Annotated in this window: 23 protein-coding genes; 5 read left to right on the top strand and 18 right to left on the bottom strand. The window is 37.6% G+C overall.

Annotated elements, in window-relative coordinates; translation table 11 throughout:
- Window positions 1-20 precede the first annotated feature (20 nt).
- The 8 genes from def to MHB70_RS17660 form a co-directional block, all read right to left on the bottom strand.
- Window positions 21-491, bottom strand: a complete 471-nt coding sequence (gene def / locus MHB70_RS17625; protein WP_000279472.1) for a peptide deformylase — start codon at window positions 489-491, stop codon at window positions 21-23.
- A gap of 11 nt (window positions 492-502) precedes the next feature.
- Window positions 503-2908 carry a primosomal protein N' gene (priA, locus tag MHB70_RS17630; protein WP_061529572.1) on the bottom strand — a complete coding sequence of 802 codons (2406 nt, stop codon included), beginning with the start codon at window positions 2906-2908 and terminating at the stop codon, window positions 503-505.
- Window positions 2905-4110 carry a bifunctional phosphopantothenoylcysteine decarboxylase/phosphopantothenate--cysteine ligase CoaBC gene (coaBC, locus tag MHB70_RS17635; protein WP_000911716.1) on the bottom strand — a complete coding sequence of 402 codons (1206 nt, stop codon included), beginning with the start codon at window positions 4108-4110 and terminating at the stop codon, window positions 2905-2907. Before coaBC ends, priA begins: the two co-directional genes overlap by 4 nt.
- A gap of 171 nt (window positions 4111-4281) precedes the next feature.
- Window positions 4282-4494, bottom strand: a complete 213-nt coding sequence (gene rpoZ, locus MHB70_RS17640) for a DNA-directed RNA polymerase subunit omega (protein ID WP_000933967.1) — start codon at window positions 4492-4494, stop codon at window positions 4282-4284.
- 2 nt (window positions 4495-4496) lie between these two features.
- The gene (gmk, locus tag MHB70_RS17645; protein WP_001257739.1) at window positions 4497-5114 is read right to left on the bottom strand and encodes a guanylate kinase; all 618 of its coding nucleotides are present in this window, start codon (window positions 5112-5114) and stop codon (window positions 4497-4499) included.
- A 13-nt stretch (window positions 5115-5127) separates the two neighbouring features.
- The gene (gene remA / locus MHB70_RS17650; RefSeq protein WP_001251456.1) at window positions 5128-5391 is read right to left on the bottom strand and encodes an extracellular matrix/biofilm regulator RemA; all 264 of its coding nucleotides are present in this window, start codon (window positions 5389-5391) and stop codon (window positions 5128-5130) included.
- Window positions 5392-5458: 67 nt separating this feature from the next.
- Window positions 5459-6334 (bottom strand): YicC/YloC family endoribonuclease, encoded by an 876-nt coding sequence (locus MHB70_RS17655; protein WP_061529573.1) that lies wholly within the window; start codon window positions 6332-6334, stop codon window positions 5459-5461.
- Window positions 6335-6433: 99 nt separating this feature from the next.
- A complete protein-coding gene (locus MHB70_RS17660; RefSeq protein ID WP_001104768.1) occupies window positions 6434-9157 on the bottom strand; it encodes a calcium-translocating P-type ATPase, SERCA-type in 2724 nt (907 codons plus the stop codon).
- A 105-nt stretch (window positions 9158-9262) separates the two neighbouring features.
- On the opposite strand from MHB70_RS17660, the gene MHB70_RS17665 reads away from it, so the two are divergent.
- The 3 genes from MHB70_RS17665 to MHB70_RS17675 all read left to right on the top strand — a co-directional run bounded on the left by MHB70_RS17665 (window position 9263) and on the right by MHB70_RS17675 (window position 12982).
- Window positions 9263-10972: an Rqc2 family fibronectin-binding protein gene (locus tag MHB70_RS17665; protein ID WP_000863273.1), complete on the top strand. Its 1710-nt coding sequence runs from the start codon at window positions 9263-9265 to the stop codon at window positions 10970-10972.
- Window positions 10973-11302: 330 nt separating this feature from the next.
- Window positions 11303-12373 (top strand): M24 family metallopeptidase, encoded by a 1071-nt coding sequence (locus MHB70_RS17670; RefSeq protein WP_000172784.1) that lies wholly within the window; start codon window positions 11303-11305, stop codon window positions 12371-12373.
- Between the two features lie 84 nt (window positions 12374-12457).
- Window positions 12458-12982 (top strand): DinB family protein, encoded by a 525-nt coding sequence (locus MHB70_RS17675; protein WP_001012024.1) that lies wholly within the window; start codon window positions 12458-12460, stop codon window positions 12980-12982.
- 32 nt (window positions 12983-13014) lie between these two features.
- Here the strand turns inward: MHB70_RS17675 and MHB70_RS17680 are convergent, their stop codons facing one another.
- A complete protein-coding gene (locus tag MHB70_RS17680; protein ID WP_001208471.1) occupies window positions 13015-13383 on the bottom strand; it encodes a YoqO family protein in 369 nt (122 codons plus the stop codon).
- A 16-nt stretch (window positions 13384-13399) separates the two neighbouring features.
- Window positions 13400-13774, bottom strand: a complete 375-nt coding sequence (locus MHB70_RS17685) for a YoqO family protein (protein ID WP_033660283.1) — start codon at window positions 13772-13774, stop codon at window positions 13400-13402.
- Window positions 13775-14071: 297 nt separating this feature from the next.
- On the opposite strand from MHB70_RS17685, the gene MHB70_RS17690 reads away from it, so the two are divergent.
- Window positions 14072-15457, top strand: coding sequence for a hypothetical protein (locus MHB70_RS17690; RefSeq protein ID WP_061529574.1), 1386 nt, complete (start codon window positions 14072-14074; stop codon window positions 15455-15457).
- Window positions 15458-15622: 165 nt separating this feature from the next.
- On the top strand, window positions 15623-15877 hold the full coding sequence (locus tag MHB70_RS17695; protein ID WP_001003941.1) for a YbeF family protein: 255 nt from the start codon (window positions 15623-15625) through the stop codon (window positions 15875-15877).
- 90 nt (window positions 15878-15967) lie between these two features.
- On the opposite strand, the gene pyrE is transcribed toward MHB70_RS17695, so the two are convergent.
- The 8 genes from pyrE to pyrB are packed head-to-tail and all read right to left on the bottom strand — an operon-like array spanning window position 15968 to window position 25481.
- On the bottom strand, window positions 15968-16600 hold the full coding sequence (pyrE, locus tag MHB70_RS17700) for an orotate phosphoribosyltransferase (protein ID WP_061529575.1): 633 nt from the start codon (window positions 16598-16600) through the stop codon (window positions 15968-15970).
- Entirely contained in the window at window positions 16597-17313 is a 717-nt protein-coding gene (pyrF, locus tag MHB70_RS17705; RefSeq protein WP_000083496.1) for an orotidine-5'-phosphate decarboxylase, read from the bottom strand. The genes pyrE and pyrF overlap by 4 nt, the downstream gene beginning before the upstream one ends.
- A complete protein-coding gene (gene pyrD / locus MHB70_RS17710) occupies window positions 17298-18227 on the bottom strand; it encodes a dihydroorotate oxidase B catalytic subunit (protein WP_001081058.1) in 930 nt (309 codons plus the stop codon). The genes pyrF and pyrD overlap by 16 nt, the downstream gene beginning before the upstream one ends.
- Window positions 18224-19003 (bottom strand): dihydroorotate oxidase B electron transfer subunit, encoded by a 780-nt coding sequence (gene pyrK, locus MHB70_RS17715; protein WP_000983363.1) that lies wholly within the window; start codon window positions 19001-19003, stop codon window positions 18224-18226. Before pyrK ends, pyrD begins: the two co-directional genes overlap by 4 nt.
- A complete protein-coding gene (gene carB / locus MHB70_RS17720) occupies window positions 19000-22218 on the bottom strand; it encodes a carbamoyl-phosphate synthase large subunit (protein WP_061529576.1) in 3219 nt (1072 codons plus the stop codon). The genes pyrK and carB overlap by 4 nt, the downstream gene beginning before the upstream one ends.
- Complete coding sequence (locus MHB70_RS17725; RefSeq protein WP_000828672.1) at window positions 22203-23300, bottom strand: carbamoyl phosphate synthase small subunit; 1098 nt, start codon at window positions 23298-23300, stop codon at window positions 22203-22205. The genes carB and MHB70_RS17725 overlap by 16 nt, the downstream gene beginning before the upstream one ends.
- Entirely contained in the window at window positions 23297-24583 is a 1287-nt protein-coding gene (gene pyrC / locus MHB70_RS17730; protein ID WP_001108361.1) for a dihydroorotase, read from the bottom strand. The genes MHB70_RS17725 and pyrC overlap by 4 nt, the downstream gene beginning before the upstream one ends.
- Window positions 24567-25481 carry an aspartate carbamoyltransferase gene (pyrB, locus tag MHB70_RS17735; protein WP_000018838.1) on the bottom strand — a complete coding sequence of 305 codons (915 nt, stop codon included), beginning with the start codon at window positions 25479-25481 and terminating at the stop codon, window positions 24567-24569. The genes pyrC and pyrB overlap by 17 nt, the downstream gene beginning before the upstream one ends.
- Between the last annotated feature and the right edge of the window lie 142 nt (window positions 25482-25623).

Below are 25623 nucleotides of genomic sequence, written 5' to 3' on the forward strand. Positions count from 1 at the left end.
AAAACCGCTCCTTTTAACACCTATTCTAATTCGTTTTCTTCATAATATCTTGTCACTTTCGATGTAAATAGAACACCGTGTAAATGATCGATTTCATGTTGAATTGCACGCGCTAAAAATCCTTCCGCTTCTAATAAAAACACTTTACCTCGGCGATTCTGTGCTCTTACTTTAATATAATCTGCACGTTCCACTTCACCATAAAGTCCCGGGAAGCTTAAACAGCCTTCGGGACCTACTTGTTCACCACGTTTTTCTAATATTGATGGATTGATTAACTCGATTTTCCCAGTATCATCATCGACATCAACAACTGCTACTTGCAAGCTTACCCCTACTTGAGGTGCAGCTAAACCGACTCCGTCCGCCATTAACATTGTTTCATGCATATCTTTCAACAATTTCACTAACTTTTTATCAAAGTTAATTACTCTTTCACATGGTGTTTCTAACACTTCATTTGGATGCTTTACTATTTCTAAAACTGCCATATTTCCCTCCGCTACATTAACATTGTTGGATTAAAATCAATTGAGATTTGTAGCTCTTTTTGCATTTCTGCTTGATAATGTTCATTTACCATTTTGAGCACGTTCTTTAAGTTTGGTTCCCGTTTGTATTTTATCATGCATTGGTAACGATATCTATCTTTTATCCTTGGAATTGCTGAAGCAACTGGCCCTAACACCATCGTTTGCTGCGAACAATGCATTCGTAAATGACCGACAATTTTTTCCGTCACTTGCACTGCCTTTAATAATTCTGGATGAGATACCGTTACAAGTACAACATAGTAATAAGGTGGATATTGTCTTGTTCGTCTCATTTGCATTTCTTGGTCAAAAAACACATCATATTGCTGGTTCTTTGCTAACTCTATACTATAATGTTCTGGCGTATACGTTTGAATTACAACTTCCCCTGGCAATTCATGTCTACCTGCCCGTCCACTTACTTGCGTCAATAATTGATATGTTTTTTCACTCGCCCGAAAATCAGGTAAGTGAAGCATCGTATCTGCAGTTAAAACACCAACGAGCGTTACTTTCGGAAAATCAAGTCCTTTGGCGATCATTTGTGTCCCGAGTAATATATCTGCTTTCTCTTCACCAAATGCCTTTAATAACTTCTCATGCATTCCTTTGCGACTTGTCGTATCTACGTCCATTCGAATGACTCGCGCTTCTGGAAATAGTTTTGTAATTTCTTCTTCTACTTTTTGTGTGCCTGTACCAAAGAAACGAATATATGTACTTTGACAAGCTGGACACGCAGTTGGCATATTCTCCTCATAACTGCAATAATGACATTTTAAACGATGGTTCATTTTATGATACGTCAGCGAAATATCACAATGTGGACATTGTACAACATACCCGCAATCACGACACATCACAAATGTTGAATGACCTCTCCTATTTAAAAAGAGAACCATTTGTTCTTTCTTTTCTAGTCGATCTGCTATTTTTTCATGCAACGCCTTCGAAAACATTGATCGATTCCCGTCGCGAAGTTCTTCACGCATGTCAACAATTTCTACTGTTGGTAAAGCTTGTTCGTTCATACGTTTTTCCATCGTTAATAGTTCATAAACACCTTTTGTCGCTCTTGCAAATGATTCAAGTGTAGGCGTTGCACTTCCAAGAACGATTGGACATTTATGATATTGCCCTCTCCACACCGCTACATCTCTTGCATGATACTTCGGGTTATCTTCTTGCTTATAACTCGATTCATGCTCTTCATCAATAATAATAATCCCTAAATTTTCAAAAGGAGCAAAAATAGCTGAACGGGCACCAACTACCACTTTCACTTCTTTTCTTAAAATCTTACGCCATTCATCATATTTTTCACCAACAGACAGTGCACTATGAAGAACCGCTACTTGCGAGCCAAATCTACCTTTAAAACGATCTACCATTTGAGGCGTTAGCGCAATTTCAGGAACGAGTACAATAGCTTCTTTTTCCTTCTTCAGCACCGCTGCTATAGATTGTAAATATACTTCTGTCTTTCCGCTTCCTGTAACACCATATAGTAAAAATGGATTGTAAGTTTCATTTGTAATTGATGATAAAATAGGTGTAATAACTTGCTTTTGTTCCTCTGTAAGTGGAAATGGTTTCGTTTGTTCAAAATCATCATCTTCATACGGATTCCGGTATACTTCCACATATTTTTCTGAGATTAGCCCCTTTTTAACAAGTGATTTTATTGGAGCATCTGTTATTTGTAGCTCTTCTGTTAACAATTTCAACTGTACACTTTTATAATTTTCCACAAAATAATAGAGTACATCTTGTTGTTTTTTACTTTTCAATTCAAATGCAGCTAATTCTAATTTATCTTCCGGCAACTCTGGCTGAACGACTCTTTGTTTCTTCTTCTGCACTTTATCTTTCACTTGATATACGACTTCCATCGTACCATTTTTAATTTCTTGTTGAATAGCGCGGTATAAATGTGGCTGCGCCTCAATAACTTCCCAATCGATTGCTTCCTTATCCTGAAATAAATACAGTATTGCAGGTGCTACTTCTTCTTGTTTACGAAGTTGTAGACGCTTTTTATACGTTGCTTTTATCGCTGTCGGAAGCATGACTTGAAATGCTGAAATCATATAACATAACGTTTCACTTGTAAGCCAATATCCAAGCTTTAATAATTCATCATTTAAAACCGGTGTTACATCTAATATTTCATGGATTGTCTTTAATTTCTTACTTTCCACGTCAACCGAATCTTTAATCTCAATAATAAAACCTTGCAATTTTCTTGGACCAAATGGAACTACTACACGCATTCCTGTCTGTACAATATCTTCCCATTTTCTAGGGATAATGTAATCAAACGGTCTATCTGTCTGACGGGCAGGTACATCAACAATTACACTTGCAAATTTCATAAACGATCATCTTCTAACATCATTTCAATTTGCTTTAATATTTCGCGAGCTACCTCTTTCTTTGTTAAAAGTGGCAACTCAATAACTTTTCCATCTTTTCTATACATTGTTACAATGTTCGTATCTGTGCCAAATCCAGCTCCTTGCGCTTTTACATCATTCGCAACAATCATATTCGCATTTTTCTCACGTAACTTTTTCGTTGCGTATTCCTCTACGTTTGTCGTTTCAGCAGCAAAACCGATAAGTAACTGTTTACCCTTCTTCTCACCTAGCGTTTTTAAAATATCTACCGTTCTCTCTAATTCAATTACAGCATCACCATTCTGCTTTTTCATTTTATTATCATGAACATATTTCGGGCGATAATCTGCAACAGCTGCTGTTTTGATGACAACATCTACATTTTGATAATGTTGAAGGACTGCTTCTAACATATCCTGCGCTGAATCCACTTGTATCGTTGTTACATGTAGTGGCGGATTTAATGCCGTCGGCCCCGAAACAAGTATGACATCAGCCCCTAAGTTCGCTGCTACTTCTGCAATCGCATACCCCATTTTTCCAGAAGAAAAATTCGTCATAAAACGAACTGGATCAATCTTTTCACGCGTCGGGCCAGCAGTTATTAACATTTTCTTACCTTGTAGTGGTTTTTGTTCCGTGAATGCTTCTTCTAACCGCGCAATAATTGCTTCAGGTTCCTCTAGTCTTCCCTTCGCTACATAACCACACGCTAAAAAGCCTTCCCCAGGCTCAATAAATGTATATCCTAACGTTTTTAACGTCATCATATTTTTTTGAACAATTTTATTTTCGTACATATGCACATTCATAGCAGGTGCAATCCATACTGGAGCTGTAGTAGCTAACAAAGTAGTTGTAATCATATCATCCGCAATACCACCAGCTAACTTCCCGATACAATTGGCTGTAGCAGGTGCAACAAGTACTACATCTGCCCAATCTGCTAAATCGATATGAGCAATAACAGCTGAGTCTTTCTCATCGAATGTATCTGTATATACATCATGACGAGAAAGTGCTTGGAATGTAAGAGGCGTAACAAACTTTATTGCCGACTCACTCATGATCACCTTTACAATAGCACCAGCTTGTGTCAATTTACTAGTTAACGCAGCCGCTTTAAAGACCGCAATGCCTCCTGTTACACATAGGAGTATCTTTTTCCCTTTTAGCATATGGCTCGTCCTCTTTCTTTTTCAAACTTATAATACTGAAACAGGTTTCTCAGCTCTTCAGTACCAATATTTCATCCTATCGTAAAAAAATAACAACCTACTTGTAAATAGGTTGTTACCGTTACATAGAAAATTATAAAGTCTATGTTTTAATTTGTCGAAAATAATATCTTAATCAATTATTTTGCCTTCGCTTGGTACATATTTTAACACTTCTACATCGATTTCTTCTAATGCTTTACCTACACATTTATGAGAAACAGGTTGTTCAATAACACAGTTGTTAGCAAGTTGCATTTCACGTGCACGCTTTGCAGCTACTGTTACAAGTGTATATTTAGAATCGATTTTTGTTAGTAATGAATCAATTGATGGATTTAACATAATTATAGACCCTCCGTCATTTCTTTATAATATTTTGCTACTCTTTCGCGGCGGCAATGTTCACCAACCACAATTGCTTTAATTCTATCACAAGCTAATTCAACTTGATCATTTTCTACAACATAGTCGTAAGCGTCCATCATTTCGATTTCTTCTTTCGCTACAGTTAAGCGATTTTCAATAACATCTTCAGTTTCTGTACCACGGCCGACAATTCGGTTTTTTAGCTCAGATAAACTTGGGGGTGCTAAGAAAATAAATACACCTTCTGGGAAAGCTTTCTTAACTTGAATTGCTCCTTGCACTTCAATTTCTAAGAATACATCTTTTCCTTCTTGTAATGTTTTTTCAACATAGTCAATCGGTGTTCCGTAATAATTACCTACGAACTCAGCCCACTCAAGTAATTTTTCATTACGAATCATTTCCTCAAATTCTTCTCTCTCTTTAAAGAAATAATCCACACCATCTACTTCACCTTCACGCGGCTTACGTGTCGTTACTGAAATAGAGTATTGAAAACGTGTATCCTCATGGCTAAACAGCTCTTTTCGAACCGTTCCTTTACCAACCCCAGAAGGTCCTGAAAGAACGATGAGCAATCCTCTTCTACTTCTCATAAATATGTAAAACCTACCCTTCCTCACTTAAATCTTCTTTATTATTCAAACGATGTGCAATCGTCTCTGGCTGAATTGGACTTAATACAACATGCCCATCATCCATAACAATAACCGCCCTTGTTTTTCTCCCATACGTAGCATCTAGTAAAGCATTATGTTCACGTGCTTCCTGTACTGTTCGTTTAATAGGAGCTGACTCCGGACTTACAATAGCAATAATTCGATGAGCAGATACAATATTTCCGTATCCAATATTTAAAAACCGCATGGCCATAGTTTGCGCCTCCTAGTAAGTCTATCCGATTTCTCCACCACGTATAACTTTATATATTTTTTGAAAGCTACTCAATATTTTGTACTTGTTCACGAATTTTTTCAAGGTTATTTTTCATTTCTACAACATATTTTGAAATTGTTAAGTCATTTGCCTTCGAACCAATCGTATTAATTTCTCGATGCATCTCTTGCACGATGAAGTCCATTTTTCTTCCAACAGGCTCTTCAATCTGCAGTGTTTCACGAAATTGTTCTAAATGACTTTGTAAACGAACTAACTCTTCATGAATATCACAACGCTCTGCAAACATCGCGACTTCTGTTAGCAATCTTTGTTCGTCTAGATCTTGATTATGTAATTCCTTTAAGCGATTTTCTAATCGTTCACGATATTTTTGTGTAACAATCGGTGCATGTGGAGTAATTGCATTTACACAATTGTGAATCTCTTGTAAACGATACGCCATATCTTTATGTAATCGTTCTCCTTCGCCATCTCTCATCGTTTTCAACATTTGAGCAGCTTGGCGAACAGCCTCATATAAACTATTCTCAAATTGTTCATTTACGTTTTCTATTTCTTCAATTGCCGTTACTTCTGGCATTGCCATTAATTGCCCAAGTGTAATAGAATCTTGCAATTGAAATTTTCCTTTTATATCTTCCATCATCGATTGGTACTGCTTGAGAAGCGACCAATTCACACTTAATTTTCTTTCAACAAGCCCTTCACCCGTTATACTAATAGACACTTCAATGCGCCCACGTCGAACTTGCTGTGCGATTATTTTACGAATTTTGTCTTCAAATACCATCATTTGCTTCGGAAGTCGAATACTCATCTCAAGAAAACGGTGGTTCACCGATTTCATTTCTACTGTAATCTGAAAAGTATCACTTTCTACTTTCGACCTTCCAAACCCTGTCATACTAGAAATCATTTTTATCACATCCAAGCCATGAAATAACTCAATGAAAAAGGTAATAGAGACAAGGCTCTACTACCTTCTGTAAATTATATCACATTTTCATATCATTGACTATTTCAAGTTTAATCCCTTCTTATATAAAAGTGGCTTTTTCTCCTTACCTTTTTTCCTTGTTAATAAAGAACCTACTAATAAGAAAGTCGGAATTGATGACAAACCTCCAATTAACAACCAATCTCTTGCTTGTATTGGCATTGTACTAAAAATTGGTTGTAACGGTGGATAATAAATAACAACGAGCATTAACAACAATGAAATGATAACAGCCCCTACTAAATACACGTTCCCAAATGGATTGCGATGAAAGACAGAATGTTCACTTCGGCAATCAAACACATGAATAAGTTGCGCAAGTACCAAAGTCGCAAATGCTACTGTCTGTGCATATTTCAGTTCATTCGGATGTTGATTATATGCGATAATAAACGCTACTAACGTCACTGCTCCAATGAGGAACCCTCGACTTATAATTTTCCAGGCAAGCCCTCTGGCGAATACTCCCTCTTTCGGATGCCGCGGCGTTCTCTTCATCACATCTCCTTCCGCCTTATCCAAACCTAATGCCATCGCTGGTAAACCGTCGGTAACTAAGTTCACCCATAATATTTGAATTGGAACCATCGGCAATGGCAGTGCCAGTAACATCGCAAATAACATAACTAAAATTTCGCCGACGTTTGATGCTAACAAATATCGAATAAACTTTCGAATATTTTCGTATATGTTTCTACCTTCTTTAATCGCTGATTTAATCGTCGCAAAGTTATCATCTAACAATACAAGCGAAGAAGCTTCTTTCGCAACGTCTGTTCCTGTAATACCCATCGCTATCCCAATATCCGCTGTTTTTATAGCTGGTGCATCGTTTACTCCATCTCCTGTCATCGCTACTATATGCCCTTTATTTTGCAATGATTTAACAATTTTTAATTTATGTTCTGGTGATACACGAGCAAATACGTAAGTATCTTCTACAACATTTTCTAGTTCCTCTATATCCATATTTGCTAGCTCAACACCTTCCACCACACGACCTCCTGGTGGTAAAACCCCTAATTGTTCCGCAATCGCCATCGCTGTTACTTTATGATCTCCTGTAATCATCACTGTTCGAATACCAGCTTCTTTACACTCTTTTACCGCCTGCGCTACCTCTGGTCTTGGCGGATCGATCATACCTTGTATACCGATTAACATAAAATCTTTTTCAACATCTCTCTCATGTTCAGTGGAATCTGTTACTTTTAATGGCTTAAATGCAACCGCAATTGTTCGAAGCGCTTGGCTACCTAAACTATGAATAGCCGCCTGTACTTCTTTTCTATATAACTCACTCATCGGTTGCTGCTTATCACCCCATAAGATTGTTTGGCTCATTTGCAGGAGGACGTCTGGAGCTCCTTTCGTAACAACAAACTTTTTCCCATCTCGATCACGGACAATAACACTCATCATCTTTCGAGTCGAATCAAATGGGAACTCACGAATAATCTCGAACTTCCCTTTCAGTGCATCACGTGTTATTCCCGCTTTCATTGCTGCAGCTACAAGTGCTCCCTCTGTTGGATCCCCATCTAATACATACGCCTTTTTCTTTTGAATAATATTTGCATTGTTACATAGTGAACCGAATGTAAGTAGCTGATAAAGCGCTTTTGTCTTAGCTGGATTAACTTCTATTTCACCTTTCATAAAAGATCCATTAGGTTCATATCCTTGACCAGTCACTTTCCACAACTCTCCACCTGACCACATATGTGTTACCATCATTTTGTTTTGTGTCATTGTTCCTGTTTTATCAGAACAAATTACAGAAGCACAACCTAATGTTTCTACAGCTGGTAACTTTCTTACAATTGCTCTCTTTTTTATCATACGCTGTACACCAAGTGATAAAGCTACTGTAACGATTGCGGGCAATCCTTCTGGAATAGCAGCAACAGCTAAGGATACACCTGCTAAAAACATATGGTATACTTCATTCCCTTGATACACACCTGCTAATACAACGAGTGCTGTCAAAATAAGAGCTACAATAATTAATATTTTCCCGAGTTGCTCTAATCTTCTTTGCAGTGGTGTTTCCATTTGCTCTGCATTTTGCAACATATTTGCAATTTGGCCCATTGCGGTATTCATACCAGTCGCTACAACGACTCCTGTTCCAGATCCTCGCGTAATCATCGTACCCATAAAAGCCATATTTTTTTGATCACCAATTGAAACATCTTGCCCTTGCAATGCTTCTATCTTCTTTTGTACAGGTACTGACTCTCCTGTCAGGGCAGACTCTTCGATATATAAACTCGATGCCTCAACGAGACGGACGTCAGCCCCAATACGATCACCACTGGAAAATTTAATAACATCACCTAAAACAAGTGCTTTAGATGGTGCCTTTACCCACTTTCCATTCCTCATTACCGTAACTTGCGGGGCGGCTAGTTCTTTTAAAGCTTCCAATGATTTTTCAGCCTTTCTTTCTTGAAAAAAACCTAGAATACCATTGATAATGACAATGGCAACAATAGCTATAGAATCAATATATTCACCTAAAAATGCAGAAACAATTGTTGCTCCAAATAAAACAAGTACCATAAAATCTTTAAATTGTGCTAAAAATACCATTAGTGCAGAAGGCCTTTTTGCTTCTTCTAATTCATTTGTACCAAATTTCTTAATTCGCCCTTCTGCTTCTTTCTCTGTAAGTCCAACCTTTACATTCGTATTCGTTCTTTCTTCCACTTCATGTGCCCGCATTCCATACCAGTTCATCCTGCCATCGACCTCCTGATTCCAGACATACTCTATTGAAAGCTTATTCAGCCTCGTCCAAAAAAATGCTATAATTAACTTTTAGTTAGAAAGGAGTGTTCATTTATGGCATTCGATGGATTATTTACAAGAGCAATTACACATGAAATTGCAAATTCTCTTTACACAGGAAGAATTTCCAAAATATATCAACCTTCAAAATACGAGATTTTATTACATATTCGAGCAAACGGAAAGAACCAAAAACTAATTCTTTCGTCTCACCCTACATATGCGCGTATGCACTTAACGAATCAAAACTACGATTCACCAGCAATACCGCCGATGTTTTGTATGCTTCTTCGTAAACATTTAGAAGGCGGATTTATTGAAAAAATTGAACAAATTGACTTAGAACGTATTATTCAAATTACAGTTCGCAGTCGGAATGAAATCGGAGACGAATCATTAAAAACATTAGTAATCGAAATAATGGGACGACACAGTAACATTATCTTAGTAGATACGAAAACAAATGTTATTTTAGATAGCTTAAAACACATATCTTTAGCGGTAAACCGCCATCGTACTGTATATGCTGGAGCTGAATATGTTGCCCCTCCAGCACAACATAAGGTTAATCCGCTTCTTATCGAAACAGCAGCTGATTTTATTAGACCGCTAGACTTTTTATCCGGAAACATGGACAAACAACTTGTCGGAGCATTTATGGGAATTTCCCCATTATTCGCAAAAGAAGTTGTAAAAAAAGCAGGTATGGCAAATGAAAAAGCATTATCTGAAGCGTTTTTCTCCATACAAAAACCATTACTAACTCATACATATTCACCAACAATGATTACTGCAAACGGAAAAGAATTCTTTTATCTTTTCCCTCTTACACACTTGCAAGGAGAAGAAAAAACATTCTCATCTGTTAGTGAATTGTTAGACCGTTTCTTTTTCGGAAAAGCGGAGCGAGACCGTGTAAAACAACAAGCTCATGATTTAGAACGCTTTATGCAAAACGAAAAAAACAAAAATGAGAAAAAACTTATTAAACTTGAAAAAACATTACAAGATGCTGGAAAAGCAGATAAATATCAACTATTTGGAGAGCTACTTACAGCCAATATGTACGCTTTGAAAAAAGGCGATAAAGATATTGAGGTCGTTAATTATTACGATGAAAATGGCGGTACTGTAAAAATCACATTAGATCCTTTAAAAACACCGTCTGACAATGCACAACGCTATTTCCAAAAATACCAAAAAGCAAAAAAATCAGTTGTTGTGGTAGAAGAACAAATCGAAAAAACCAATGAAGAAATTCTTTATTTTGATAGCTTACTTCAACAAATGGAAGCTGCTTCTTCAAAAGATATTGAAGAAATTCGTGAGGAATTAGCCGAAGAAGGATATGTGCGTAATCGTAAGACGAAAAATGCAAAGAAAAAGCCTACAAAACCAGTATTAGATAAATATGTAGCTAGTGACGGTACAGAGATTTTCGTTGGTAAAAACAATAAGCAAAATGATTATTTAACAACGAAATTTGCCCGTCGGGATGAAATTTGGTTACATACGAAAGACATACCTGGTTCTCACGTTGTCATTCGTTCTTTAGAACCTGCTGAAGAAACTTTACTAGAAGCTGCAAAAATTGCCGCTTATTACAGTAAAGCAAAAGAGTCTAGCTCTGTACCTGTTGATTTTACAAAAATACGCCATGTGAAAAAACCGAGTGGTGCAAAGCTTGGATTCGTTACGTACGATAACCAACAAACAGTATATGTAACACCAGATGCTGACATCGTAATGAAATTAAAAGCGTAAATATAAAAAATGCGTTGCTAGATAGCAACGCATTTTTTATATTCATTCACATTCGTTCCTATATCCATTAACTAATTCACACTATCTTTCTTTTGTCATTTTATATATTGTCAAAAAGATTGACAGTGTCATTACGCATTTGTATAAATTTTTTTACAGTATGTATATAAAGTTCAACTCAAGTCAATGTTTTTATCCCCTACTAATTGCAATCTGAATTTTATTAACGGCACGCCTCCCACAAAATAGCTGGATAATCGTTTATTTTCCCTAATATATATTTTGGCACGCTATTTGCTTTATTCAATACTGTGAAAAGGAGGAATTAACATGACTTTAAAAATTGATAAAATCCAAAATCAACTACATCATTATGGACTTGACGGATTACTTATTACAAAAAAAGAAAATCGCCAATATGCAACAGGCTTTACAGGTAGTGCTGGTGTCGTCTTACTCTCTGCAGATCAAGCTGTTTTCATAACTGATTTTCGCTATGTAGATCAAGCCAAAGTACAAATAAAAGACGCGGAAATCATTATGCATAAAGGGAATTTGGAAGAAGAAGTTGCCAATCAAGTATCCAGATTAAACATTCAAAAACTTGGAATTGAAGAAAATAACATGACATTGCAACAATATAAAAACTTACAAAAATACGTACATGCGGAAATGATTCAAGTGTGCGAAATCATCGAAAATATTCGTATTATTAAAGACACGCCTGAAATAGAAACAATGAAAATTGCAGCTACTATTGCTGACGAAGCATTTCACCACATCCTTACCTTTCTAAAACCAGGAATAAGTGAAACTGATGTACGAGATGAGTTAGAATTTTTCATGCGAAAAAGAGGAGCTACATCTTCATCATTCCAAATCATTGTAGCTTCTGGCGTTCGTTCTTCTCTTCCTCATGGCGTTGCATCAAATAAAATAATCGAACGAGGCGATATCGTTACATTAGACTTCGGTGCACTTTACGACGGATATTGTTCCGATATAACACGTACTGTAGCGATCGGAGAACCGTCAGAAGAATTCAAAAAAATATACAATGTTGTACGAGAAGCATTAAAACGTGGAACTGAAGCAATTAAGCCTGGAGAAACTGCGAAAAGTATCGATGATGTAACGAGAGATTACATTACAGAACATGGATACGGTCAATACTTTGGCCACTCTACCGGGCACGGTCTTGGGTTAGAAATACACGAACCGCTTCGCCTATCCCAAGAAAGTAAGGCAACTTTACAAGAAGGTATGGTTGTTACAGTTGAGCCGGGCATTTACATACCAAACTGGGGCGGTTGTAGAATTGAAGACGATATCGTCATTACAAAAGAAGGCTATGAAGTTATTACAAAATCAAATAGAGAACTAATTGTTATCCCTTGTTAAAATCATGGCCCTTTTTAAAAGGAGTTTTTCTCTACACATAGAATTCCTTCTCTGGAGTATTCGTTTAAAGAGGGGGAATTTAAATTGAATTTTGTAATCGATAAGATAGATGGTTTACAGCTTGAATTTTCAAAACTTGTTTCCATGATGAATTACGCCCGTTACACAACGATGCAAGCAGTGGAAGGTTTAACAATTGATGAACTTGATTATTTATATGACGAAGAAGCAAATTCAATTGGCATGCTATTATATCACATGGCTGCTATTGAATTTTATTACCAAATTCATACCTTTGAGGATCGTGAACCGACAGATGCCGAATTAGAACGTTGGTTACCTGCTGTAGAGTTAGGGGCTATTGGACGAGAAAAAATAAAAGGAAACTCCATCGAATTTTACATCCATACATTACAAGAAGTACGCTCTAAAACAATTGAAACTTTTCAATCCTTACCTGAGGAATGGTTATTTAAAACGACAGACTTTTGGCATGACAAACCAGCAAATAATTATTTTAAGTGGTTTCACGTATTTGAAGATGAAATTAACCATCGTGGACAAATTCGTTTAATAAAAAAGATGCAAAAAGCTCATTCAGTAAAATAAGAAAGTGCCACCTTATCCGGTGGCACTTTCTTTTATTCATTTACAAATATTTTCCCGTTTGCTTTTTTAGCAATAGCTGTTACCACTATTAAAATGAATAGTAAGTATAACCATTTTGCAACAAGTAACCACCCTTGAAAAATTGCTATGTCATTCATTTGTTCATAACCTTTTTTTAGCAAGAACGGAATTGTACTAATTATAATAACAAACTCAATGCTATAAATAATTTTCTTTTTCCGACTATACGTTTTCCACTCTTTCCAGCGGTACAAGGGAGCAAAAATGAATATGCCTATACATAATATAAATGGTGTCCATTCACTTTTTAAAAATTGTGCTGAAATGATAGATACTATTAAACAACCGAGCACACCATAATACCCTACTTTCTCTCTCATTCGTACTACCCCCATTCTATTCGCTCTTTACTATATAACTCCCTATTCTTATCATGACTCTTAGGAAAATAACGACTACAATTACAAAATAAAGACCTTTCGCAGACGACATCCATTGTTGAAAAATAGACATTTGCTCCATTTGCTTCTGACCTTCTATTAAAATAAAACCTACTACAAATGAACTAACAACAATGATATCTATCATAATTCCAATACTTTTCTTACTATGCTGTTTCATGTCATCCCAGCGAGATAAAAGCAAAAACACAAACCCGAGAACAGGCATAATACTTATCCATTCATTGTTTGTAAATAGATCTAAAATGATTAATAGACTACAAGAAATGATAAAGTGAAACTTTAATCCATGGGGGTGTCCCCCACGGATTATTAGTTGAACCAATCGGGCTTTTACGGGCAGTTGATTTCCTACCTAACTCCCTCGCATTCGCCAACTTTTAAAGTGGGAATCTTACTGCCCGTTAATGCGGGATAAATCCCCAAAAACCAACTTTTTTTGCGCATACGCCCTCCTCTAATTCCATTTTTAGGATTAATTGTATTGTAACATCCATTTTATATCCTTACCATTACAGTACATGAAATTTTATTTTTTCCCTATACTCACATACATTCACCGCTTTCATACAATGAACTACACGAACGCCTAAAGGATGTGAATGTTGTGGGAGTTGAATTAACGCTTTTACATGCTCTCTATATTCTTTGTTTACTCACTATTATTACCTTTTTTATTTTTAGAAAAGATACAACGATTATTTGTATCATTTTCACCTTTTTATTAGCATTAACCGCTACAAGTTCTATCCCTCTTGCCGTTAGCAGTATTTTTCAAAGTTTTATTTATGCCATAACTGAACTATTACCAACTATATTGATCATCTCCATTATCGTATCGATGAGTAACCTACTCGTTCATACTGGCATAAATGATACGATGATTTTACCATTTACAAAGATGATTCGTACACCTACACTTGCCTACTGGATTATCGGCCTTTTAATGATGACAATTTCTTTCTTCTTTTGGCCTTCCCCAGCTGTCGCGTTAATGGGGGCTATTTTATTACCCGTCGCTGTACGCGTCGGCCTGCCACCAATTGGGGTTGCAATTGCTATGAACTTATTTGGACACGGAATTGCTTTATCCGGCGACTTCGTTATTCAAGGTGCCCCGAAATTAACAGCGGATGCAGCTGGTTTACCAGTTTCTAGCGTCGTATCCGCAAGTGTCCCCCTCGTTATCGTTATGGGCGTTGTTACAACTTCTGTTGCTTTTTTCTTCTTACGAAAAGAATTTCATACAGGCTTATCGTTGCAAGACTCTTCTTCAGCAACTGAACCATCCAAAACTATCATTTTATTATCTCCTCACATAAAGAAATGGCTCGCCATATGTATCCCTATCGTATATATCATTGATATCCTTTGCATGATTCAATTTAAACTACAAGGAAGCGATGCAACAGCACTTATTGGCGGGACGACTGTTATTATGATTATCATTATTGCTCTCATCGCCTACAAAGGAAATGGCCTGAATAAAACGACCGATTATTTTATAGAAGGGCTCCAATTTGGATTTAAAATCTTTGGTCCAGTTATCCCAATTGCTGCACTTTTTTATTTAGGGGATAGCGGATTTGTAAAAATTATCGGGGACTATTTACCGAAAGGTTCACACGGAATCATTAACGACTTAGGAATCGCCTTATCTCAAACTGTTCCTTTAAACCAATATGTATCAGCGGGAACACTAACTATCGTTGGTGTCATAACAGGGTTAGATGGATCTGGCTTTTCCGGTATATCACTTGCTGGTTCGATTGCCAATCTTTTCGGCACAGCACTGGGGAATGAAACAGCTACATTAACAGCACTTGGGCAAATTGCTGCAATCTGGACCGGAGGCGGGACTTTGATTCCTTGGGCGCTTATTCCTGCCGCTGCCATTTGTAAAGTAGATCCATTTGAACTTGCACGCCGAAACTTTTTACCAGTTATAATTGGCTTAATTGTCACCACAATCGTTGCGATGTTTATTCTATAAAGTAAGCAGGTGTTCTCTTGCTTACTTTTTTATTGTGAAATCAATCATTTATTACGGACTTTCAAAAGGGATTATGTATATGTTAGCGAAGTTATATTAGGAGAGTATTTATTTCAAAACGTTTACGAGAAACAGATTACTTCCATTCGAAAAGGGGACATAACTATGAATGAATTGATTTTCGTCTTATTAATTTGTCCATTACTTATCTTTATCGTTTCTGTTATTGGAACCCGCAAGACGCAAACATATTACGTAATGCCAATTGTAACGTTTGCTAGTTTTTTAATACTAGGTGTCATCGCTTTTACTCCAAAATTTTTCTTTTGGATTGGCATGTATAGCATTTTCTCATTTATTGTTTCTTATATGACTCTCTTGTTTGTGAAAGGATATGAATTTGTAGAAAGCACTAAGTAGTTAGTAGTAAGGGGCTTTGATATTGATGGGAATTTGCTTGAATTTATATAAAAAGACGACCGCGTTCCCCCGCAGTCGTCTTTTTTCATATTACGCTGTGATCCAAGCTTCGTTAGCTGGATTTTTACGCCACTCTTGTAATTTTTTCGTTTCAGCTTGTCCGATCATACCTTTTTCTGCTGCTACTTCAGTTAATGCACTGTAGTCGCTTAAAGAGTATGATGCTACGTTAGTTGCTTCTAGTTTTTCTTTTCCTGCTTCTAACTCGTATGTGAAGATTGATACGATTCCTAATACTTCACAGCCTGCTTCGCGAAGTGCTTCTACACATGTAATTGCACTACCACCAGTTGAAATTAAGTCTTCTACTACTACAACTTTTTGACCTTTTTCAGCTTTTCCTTCAATTTGATTCCCTTTACCGTGGCCTTTTGCTTTACTACGTACGTAGCACATTGGTAAATTCATACGATCGCTTACCCATGCAGCGTGCGCAATACCAGCAGTTGCTGTTCCTGCAATAACCTCTACAGTTGGGAAGTGCTCTTTAATTAACTCTTCTAATCCAGCTGCAATCGCTTGACGTACTTTTGGATAAGATAAAGTTAAACGGTTATCACAATAAATTGGTGATTTCATACCTGAAGACCAAGTGAATGGATCATTCGGTTGTAAAAATACTGCTCCAATTTCTAATAAATGCGATGCGATTTCTTTTTTCATACTGTTACACCTTCCCACTGTTGTTTTACTGTTTTATACGCTTCAAGCGGATTTTCTGCTTTTGTAATACTACGCCCAACTACGATGTAGCTTGAGCCAAGTTCCCTCGCACGTTTCGGTGTTGCTACGCGCACCTGATCATTCACATCATCGCTTGCAAGACGGATCCCCGGTGTTACTGTTACAAATTCATTCCCGCATACTTCACGTAATTTTGGAACTTCAAGCGTTGAGCAAACAACGCCATCAAGTCCACTTTCTTTCGTTAATTTTGCATAATGAGCAACCGCTTCTTCTAACGTTTTCTCAATGCCGATCTCTTTTTTCATCATAGCTTCCGAAGTGCTTGTTAGTTGTGTAACTGCAATACAAATCGGTCTCTCTTTTCCTTCTTGCTTACCTTCCTCTAATCCCTCAATCGCAGCTTTCATCATACTGCTTCCCCCAGCAGCATGAACATTTACCATATCAACATCTAGACTAGCTAGGCTACGCATAGCGCTTTTTACTGTATTCGGAATATCATGAAGTTTTAAATCTAGAAAGATTTTATGTCCTTTTTCTTTTAAGTACGTAATAATCGCAGGGCCTTCTTTGTAAAATAACTCCATACCAACTTTGACAAATAACTCTTCCCCTTCAAAGTGGCGCAAGAATTGTTCTACATCTTGTTTCCCCGGAAAATCTAGTGCAACGATTAACGACTGTGACATGTTTGCTTCCAGCTCCTTCCTTGACATTCCGAAATGTGATCAAATCCTAATTCATCTAGTAATGCTGGTAACTCTTCAATAATTGTCGGACATACGAACGGATCTATGAAGTTCGCTGTACCTACTGCAACTGCGCTTGCACCAGCGTAGAAGAACTCAATTACATCTTCTGCTGACTCAATACCACCCATTCCGATAATTGGAATGTTAACCGCTTGGCTTACTTCATGTACCATACGAATTGCTACTGGCTTAATCGCAGGACCTGATAGTCCGCCCGTACGGTTTGCTAAAATTGGTTGGGCTGTTTTTAAATCTAGACGCATACCAAGCAATGTATTAATCATCGTTAAACCATCTGCACCTGCATTTTCAATCGCTTTTGCAATTTCCACAATGTTTGCCACGTTCGGTGACAATTTCACGTATACAGGTACTTCAGAAACCTCTTTTACTCGCTTCGTTAAATCAGCAGCAATTTCAGGATTTGTACCAAAAGCGATACCACCTGTTTTTACGTTCGGACAAGAAATATTTAATTCTAGTGCATGGACATTAGGCGCTTTAGAAATTTCCTTTGCAACTGCTACGTAATCCTCAGCTTGTGAGCCCGCAACATTCGCAATGATTGGAAGATCAAATTGTTCTAACCATGGTAATTCAGAATTCATTACTTTTTCTAAACCTGGGTTTTGAAGTCCGATTGCATTTAACATGCCGCCTGGTGTTTCAGCAACACGAGGCGTCGGATTTCCATAACGTGGTTGTTCTGTCGTCGCTTTAATCATGATTGATCCTAGTACACTTAAATCGTAAAACTGTGCATATTCACGACCAAATCCAAAGCATCCAGATGCTGGTATAATTGGATTTTTTAATGACAATCCTGGTAATTCAACTTGCAATCTGTTCATAGTACAACCTCCCCAATTGGAAATACCGGTCCGTCGCTACACACCTTCTTATAAGAATGTCCACTTGGATCTTCTTGTAAGTGGCATACACATGCGAAACAAGCTCCAATACCACAACCCATACGTTCTTCTAATGAAATATAGGCTTTTTTCTCTTTGTAACGTCCTTCTAATGCACGAAGCATCGCTAACGGGCCACATGAATAAAGAATGTCAAAGTCGATTCCGTAATTATCAATTACATCTGTAACAAATCCCTTTGTACCGTGTGTGCCGTCTACTGTTGCAACGTACGTATCACCAAGTTCTGCAAATTTTTCTTCATAGAAAACAACATCTTTCGTTTGAAAACCTAAGATGTGAATCACACGTACACCTTTTGCAACGAGGCGCTGTGATAATTCATAAAGTGGTGGTACCCCAATTCCCCCGCCTACTAATAAAGCCGTTTGTCCTGTTTCTGCTTCTTCTACAGGAAAACCGTGTCCTAGTGGTCCTAGTACATCTACCATTTCACCTTGTTTTCTAGTTGCTAATGTTTTTGTCCCTTGTCCTTCCGCACGATATAGCATTGTAAACTCGTTCTTCTCTTGATCTACATTACAAATACTAATCGGGCGGCGCAGAAGGGGCGCAATGCCCTCTGCTACCTTAATGTGTACAAACTGCCCTGGTTCGTTCATTTGCTGTACTAACGTTCCTTGAAGCACTAATTCGTAAATGTTTTTTGCGATTTCTTTTTGGTTAACGACGATCATATTTTGCTTTTGCATCATGCATGTACCACCTCGTGACGCTTTGTTTGCGTAATTTCTTTCATTGAATGAGCTGAGAATGTCATAGATTCTAATACTCGTAAGATTGCTCTCGTTGTATCAAGTGATGTTAAGCAAGCCACACCGTTTTCTACTGATTCACGGCGAATGCGGAAACCATCACGCGCTGGTTGTTTTCCTTTTGTTAATGTATTGATTACAAACTGTGCTTTTCCTTGGCGAATAATATCTAGTAAGTTGTAGTCTTCAGAATCAATTTTGTTTACAACTTGTACTGGGATATTTTGCTCTGCTAATGTTTGTGCCGTTCCAGCTGTTGCTAATAAGTTATAGCCGATTTCATGGAAACGTTTTGCAATTTCCATCGCCTCTTCTTTATCTTTATCCGCTACAGTGATGATTACGGATCCGTGCGTTGGGATGTTAATTCCTGAGGCAACTAGCCCTTTGTATAATGCTTTTTCAAGCGTTAAGTCTTTCCCCATTACTTCCCCTGTTGATTTCATTTCAGGTCCTAATGTTGTATCAACTGAGCGTAGTTTCGCAAATGAGAATACTGGTGCTTTTACATACACTTCTTTCTCTTCTGGGTGATAGCCCGTTCCGTATCCTTGCTCTATTAGGTTTTGACCTAAAATAACTTTCGTTGCAACATTCGCCATCGGTACGCCTGTAATTTTACTTAAGAATGGTACTGTACGGCTCGCACGTGGGTTTACTTCAATTACATACACTTGATCTTTGAATACTACAAACTGGATATTTAGTAACCCAACAATGTTTAATCCTTTTCCAAGTGCAATTGTATGTTCAATAATTTGTTCTTTTAGTTCGTCAGATAAGCTTTGTGGTGGATATACTCCAATTGAATCCCCAGAGTGAACTCCAGCGCGTTCAATATGTTCCATAATACCTGGAATGAACACATTCTCACCGTCTGAAATTGCATCTACTTCAATTTCTTTACCAACCATGTAACGGTCGATTAATACCGGATGCTCTGCATGAACTTTAACTGCATTTTTCATGTAGTGCAGTAGTTCTTCTTGACGATATACGATTTCCATCGCACGTCCACCTAGTACGTAAGATGGTCTTACTAATACTGGGTAACCAATTTCTTCAGCGATTGCTACCGCTTGTTCTACAGTTGTTGCTGTTTTACCAACTGGTTGTGGGATTCCTAATTTTGTTAATGCAGCTTCGAATTTATCTCGATCTTCTGCGCGGTCTAAATCTTCAAGTGATGTTCCTAAAATTTTCACACCGTGTTCTTCTAATTTCGCCGCTAAGTTAATTGCCGTTTGTCCACCGAATTGTACGATAACACCTTCTGGCTTTTCTAAATCGATAATGTGCATTACATCTTCAATCGTTAATGGTTCAAAGTATAATTTGTCAGAAATACTGAAGTCTGTTGAAACTGTTTCTGGGTTGTTATTTACAATGATTGCCTCATATCCAGCTTCTTTAATTGCCCATACAGAGTGAACTGTTGCGTAGTCAAACTCAACACCTTGACCGATACGGATTGGACCAGACCCTAGTACAACCACACTCTTACGATCTGTTATAACCGATTCATTCTCGTCACCGTATGTGCTGTAGTAGTAAGGTGTTGCAGATTCAAACTCTGCCGCACAAGTATCTACCATTTTATAAACAGGAGTCATATTACTTTCTTTACGCATATCGTAAATTTCACGCTCTGTTTTGTTCCAAGCATTGGCGATGTAATGATCACTGAATCCCATTTCTTTTGCAGATTGTAACACTTCCATATTTCCTGCATTTTCTTTTACTTCGTGTTCCATGTTTACGATGTTTTCAATTTTTTGTAAGAAGAAGAAGTCCATTTCACACCATGAATTAATTTCTTCTTTCGTTACACCTTGACGGATTGCTTCTGCTACAACGAACAGACGCTCATCGTCAGCTTTTATAATACGTTTTTTCATTGTTTCTTTATCAAGTTCTTTTAAATGGTCTAATTCTAAGTGATAAATCCCTAGCTCTAAAGAACGAACCGCTTTTAATAATGATTGCTCTAAGTTACGTCCAATTGACATAACTTCACCAGTTGCCTTCATTTGTGTACCAAGCGTTCTGTTTGCTGATTCGAACTTATCAAATGGCCAACGTGGAATTTTTGAAACGACATAGTCTAATGCTGGCTCGAAGCAAGCGTATGTTTTTTGTGTTACTGGATTTAGAATTTCATCTAATGTTAAACCGACTGCAATTTTCGCTGCTAACTTCGCAATTGGATATCCAGTTGCTTTAGATGCTAGTGCAGATGAACGACTCACACGCGGATTTACTTCGATTACATAGTATTGGAAGCTATGCGGATCTAGTGCAAGCTGAACGTTACAGCCACCTTCGATTCCTAATGCACGAATAATTCGTAATGAAGTGTTTCGTAACATTTGATACTCACGGTCACTTAATGTTTGACTCGGTGCTACAACGATTGAATCACCTGTGTGAACCCCAACTGGATCGATATTTTCCATGTTACATACTACAATCGCGTTATCATTCGAATCACGCATTACTTCATATTCAATTTCCTTACAACCAGCAATGCTCTTTTCTAATAAACATTGTGTTACTGGACTATGTTTTAATCCACCTGATACGATTTCAATTAGTTCTTCTTCATTACTACAGATTCCGCCACCTGTTCCCCCCATTGTAAATGCTGGGCGAACAATAACTGGATAACCAATTTCTTTTACAAATTCATGTGCTTCTTCTAGCGTATGAATAATGGTACTAGATGGAATTGGTTCATTTAATTCCTGCATTAATGTACGGAATAAATCACGATCTTCCGCTTGCTCAATTGCTGATAATTTTGTTCCTAAAATTTCAACTCCGCATTCTTCAAGTATGCCTGATTTCGCAAGTTCAACAGCCATATTTAGGCCTGTTTGACCACCTAATGTTGGTAGGATTGCATCTGGACGTTCTTTACGAATGATACGGCTTACGAATTCTAATGTTAATGGTTCTATATATACTTTATCTGCTGTTGCAGTATCTGTCATAATTGTTGCTGGGTTAGAATTAACAAGGATTACTTTGTAACCTTCTTCTCTAAGAGATTGACAAGCTTGTGTACCAGAGTAATCAAACTCTGCTGCTTGCCCAATTACAATTGGTCCTGATCCGATTACTAAAATTGTGTTAATGTCTAGGCGTTTTGGCATAACTCTTCCCCTTCTTTCTTGAAGTTTTCAATCATTTCTAAGAAATCTTCGAATAAATCATTTGCATCTTCTGGTCCCGCTGAAGCTTCTGGATGGTATTGTACTGTAAATGCTGGAAACTTCGTATGACGAAGACCTTCTACTGTTCCATCATTTAAAGCAACATGTGTAATTTCAAGATTTGTATTTTCAACTGACTCTTCTTCTACTGCGTATCCATGGTTTTGAGAAGTAATTGCTACTTTTCCAGTTGCAAGATTTTTTACTGGATGATTTAAACCACGATGACCGAACTTCAACTTACTTGTATTTGCACCAGATGCTAATGCGAATAACTGATGTCCTAAGCAAATCCCGAATAAAGGAACTTTACCGATAATGTCTTTTAACATTTCAATTGCTTCTGGTACATCTTTTGGATCCCCAGGTCCATTACTTAACATAATTCCATCTGGGCTAAGGCGTAAAATCTCTTCTGCTGTTGTATTGTAAGGTACTACAATTACATCACAGTCACGCTTATTTAATTCTCTTAAAATACCATGTTTCATTCCGAAGTCTACAAGTACAACTCGATGACCACGGCCTGGGCTTGGGTATGGGTCTTTCGTTGATACGCGTTTTACATGATCTGTAAATACTGTCGCTTTTAATTGGCTCACAATGTACTCTACATCTGCATCCATGTTACAAAGTCGTCCGCGTAATGTACCGTATTGACGAATTTTTCTCGTTAATTTTCTCGTATCAATTCCTGCTAATCCTGGAATGTTTCTTTCTTTTAAGTAATCATTTAACGAAATTTCATTACGGAAGTTTGATGGATGATCACAAATTTCATTTACGATTAAACCATTTACAGATGGGTGAATGGATTCAAAATCGTCACGGTTAATGCCGTAGTTTCCGATTAATGGGTACGTAAATGTTACGATTTGACCGCAATATGATGGATCAGATAATGTTTCTTGATATCCAGTCATTCCTGTTGTAAATACAACCTCACCTGACTTTTCGATTTCGCCTCCGAAACCTTTTCCAATTAATACTGTTCCATCTTCTAAGATAAGTTGTCTTTTCATACTAATGCACTCTCCTTTTGCCATGCGATCTTACCGCCAACGATTGTCATTACCGGCCATCCTTGGCATTTCCAACCTGCGAATGGTGTATTTTTTCCTTTTGATAAGAAAGTTTTTGGATCAATCTCTTCTTCTTGTTCTAAATCAATGATTGTAATATCAGCTACTCTACCTTCTTTCAGGCGACCTGCTTCTAAACCGAATGTATCAGCTGGTTTTTCTGTTAAGAATTGAATTAACTGTTCTAATGTAATAATTCCTTTTTTCACAAGGTTTGTGTATAGAAGTGGGAATGCTGTTTCAAAACCAGTAATTCCGAATGGTGCTCTTTCAATTCCTTGTGCTTTCTCTTCCGCTGTATGCGGTGCATGGTCAGTTGCGATCATATCGATCGTTCCATCTAATAGCCCTTCAATTAACGCTGCGTGGTCTTCTTTTCCACGAAGCGGTGGGTTCATTTTAAAGTTAGGATCAGCTGATGGGATATCATCTTCACATAACACTAAGTGATGCGGTGTTACTTCTGCTGTTACTTTAATTCCAGCACGTTTTGCATCACGGATTACACGTACAGACCCTTTCGTACTTACGTGACATACGTGATAGTGACAATCTGCCGCCTCAGCAAGCAGTATATCCCTTGCAATATGTACAGATTCACATACTGATGGGATACCGTTTAATCCGTGTTTCTCAGAAAACTTCCCTTCATGTACACAACCTTTATTAATAAGTGTATTTTCTTCACAGTGTGCAACTACTGCCATATTCAACTTCGCTGCACGCTTCATAGCAGCTAGCATCATGCTCGCATCTTGTACGCCTACTCCATCATCAGTGAAAGCGAATGCTCCAAGCTCTTTTAACGTTTCGAAATCTGTCATTTCAGAACCTGCTTGACGTACTGTAATTGCTCCATATGGTAATACATTTACGTGTGCTTTTTCTTTAATACGTTTTTGTAAGTCTTCCATATGTTCCCTGCAATCTGGTACTGGACGTGTATTTGGCATTGCGCAAATTGTAGTGAATCCACCTTTTGCCGCTGCTAGTGTGCCTGTTGCAATTGTTTCTTTATGTTCACCACCTGGCTCACGAAGATGTACATGTACATCTACTAATCCAGGTGCGATTAACTTTCCGTTCACATCGATTACTTCAGCATTATCTGCCGTAATATTTTCTGCTACTTTCGCAATTTTACCGTCTTGTACGAGAAGATCTGTTGCTACGATTATTCCTTCTTCATTCATATAACGACCATTTTTAAACAAATAATTCATGTTTCATTCCTCCTAATACATTTGGTAAGGCGCGTTTTAGTACAGCCATTCTTACGTAAACTCCATTTTCCATTTGTTTAAATATGCGTGAACGCTCACACTCAACAAGTTCACTTGCAATTTCCACATCCCGGTTGAAAGGAGCTGGATGCATAATAATGCTTCCTTCTTTCATACGTTTTTCTCTTTCAAGCGTTAATCCGTGTTTTTCATGATACTCTTTCATAATGTCTGTTTCATAATGATCATGACGCTCATGCTGTACACGAAGTAACATCATTACATCAACTTCTGGAACTAGCTCATCTAAGTTTTTGTACGTTCCAAATGTGTTTTTTTCATCTTTCCACTCTTCTGGGCTTGCAAAATAAATCGTTGCCCCAAGCTTCGTTAATGTTTCAGCATTGGATCGTGCTACTCGGCTATGGCGAATATCTCCAACAATTGCAATCTTTAAACCTTCAAAACTTCCAAACTCTTGTTTAATTGTTAGAAGGTCGAGCAGACATTGCGTTGGATGATTTCCGCATCCATCTCCAGCATTTAAGATTGGAATATTTACTTGATCTTTTAGCTCATCGAAGTAACGATCTTGCTCGTGGCGGATGACTACCGCTTTTGTTCCGATTGATTCCAGTGTTTTTATCGTGTCGTATAACGTTTCTCCTTTTTGTACGCTAGATGAATCTGCTGAAAAGTTTAATACGTCAAGTCCTAATCTCTTCTCAGCAACTTCGAAGCTAAATCTCGTTCTCGTACTATTCTCAAAGAACAAGTTCGCAACAAAAGTTTGCTCTGTTGTTTTACTCTCTTTCCCATTCGCGAAATCTTCTGCGTCTTTTAGGATTTCTGAAATTTCTAGTTCCGATAATTCACTCATCGTTAACAAATGGCTCATCGTCATCCCTCGTCTTTCTAATTTTTATGATAGCATTTATGGATATTTATAACAACATTTGCATAAAAATACCCTAGTCATGTGAGACTAGGGTGCAAGGAAGAAGCCACCCTTTTCTGTCTCACAGGACTGAATTAAAAGG

Source organism: Bacillus sp. FSL M7-1020 (assembly GCF_038050415.1).
In the GTDB taxonomy this organism is placed as follows: Bacteria; Bacillota; Bacilli; order Bacillales; family Bacillaceae_G; genus Bacillus_A; species Bacillus_A toyonensis.

Coding starts and splice junctions, on each gene's coding strand:
- def (WP_000279472.1), bottom strand. CDS start 491: ATGGCAGTTTTAGAAATAGTAAAGCATCCAAATGAAGTGTTAGAAACA.
- priA (WP_061529572.1), bottom strand. CDS start 2,908: ATGAAATTTGCAAGTGTAATTGTTGATGTACCTGCCCGTCAGACAGAT.
- coaBC (WP_000911716.1), bottom strand. CDS start 4,110: ATGCTAAAAGGGAAAAAGATACTCCTATGTGTAACAGGAGGCATTGCG.
- rpoZ (WP_000933967.1), bottom strand. CDS start 4,494: ATGTTAAATCCATCAATTGATTCATTACTAACAAAAATCGATTCTAAA.
- gmk (WP_001257739.1), bottom strand. CDS start 5,114: ATGAGAAGTAGAAGAGGATTGCTCATCGTTCTTTCAGGACCTTCTGGG.
- remA (WP_001251456.1), bottom strand. CDS start 5,391: ATGGCCATGCGGTTTTTAAATATTGGATACGGAAATATTGTATCTGCT.
- MHB70_RS17655 (WP_061529573.1), bottom strand. CDS start 6,334: ATGATTTCTAGTATGACAGGGTTTGGAAGGTCGAAAGTAGAAAGTGAT.
- MHB70_RS17660 (WP_001104768.1), bottom strand. CDS start 9,157: ATGAACTGGTATGGAATGCGGGCACATGAAGTGGAAGAAAGAACGAAT.
- MHB70_RS17665 (WP_000863273.1), top strand. CDS start 9,263: ATGGCATTCGATGGATTATTTACAAGAGCAATTACACATGAAATTGCA.
- MHB70_RS17670 (WP_000172784.1), top strand. CDS start 11,303: ATGACTTTAAAAATTGATAAAATCCAAAATCAACTACATCATTATGGA.
- MHB70_RS17680 (WP_001208471.1), bottom strand. CDS start 13,383: ATGAGAGAGAAAGTAGGGTATTATGGTGTGCTCGGTTGTTTAATAGTA.
- MHB70_RS17695 (WP_001003941.1), top strand. CDS start 15,623: ATGAATGAATTGATTTTCGTCTTATTAATTTGTCCATTACTTATCTTT.
- pyrE (WP_061529575.1), bottom strand. CDS start 16,600: ATGAAAAAAGAAATCGCATCGCATTTATTAGAAATTGGAGCAGTATTT.
- pyrF (WP_000083496.1), bottom strand. CDS start 17,313: ATGTCACAGTCGTTAATCGTTGCACTAGATTTTCCGGGGAAACAAGAT.
- pyrD (WP_001081058.1), bottom strand. CDS start 18,227: ATGAACAGATTGCAAGTTGAATTACCAGGATTGTCATTAAAAAATCCA.
- pyrK (WP_000983363.1), bottom strand. CDS start 19,003: ATGATGCAAAAGCAAAATATGATCGTCGTTAACCAAAAAGAAATCGCA.
- carB (WP_061529576.1), bottom strand. CDS start 22,218: ATGCCAAAACGCCTAGACATTAACACAATTTTAGTAATCGGATCAGGA.
- MHB70_RS17725 (WP_000828672.1), bottom strand. CDS start 23,300: ATGAAAAGACAACTTATCTTAGAAGATGGAACAGTATTAATTGGAAAA.
- pyrC (WP_001108361.1), bottom strand. CDS start 24,583: ATGAATTATTTGTTTAAAAATGGTCGTTATATGAATGAAGAAGGAATA.
- pyrB (WP_000018838.1), bottom strand. CDS start 25,481: ATGAGCCATTTGTTAACGATGAGTGAATTATCGGAACTAGAAATTTCA.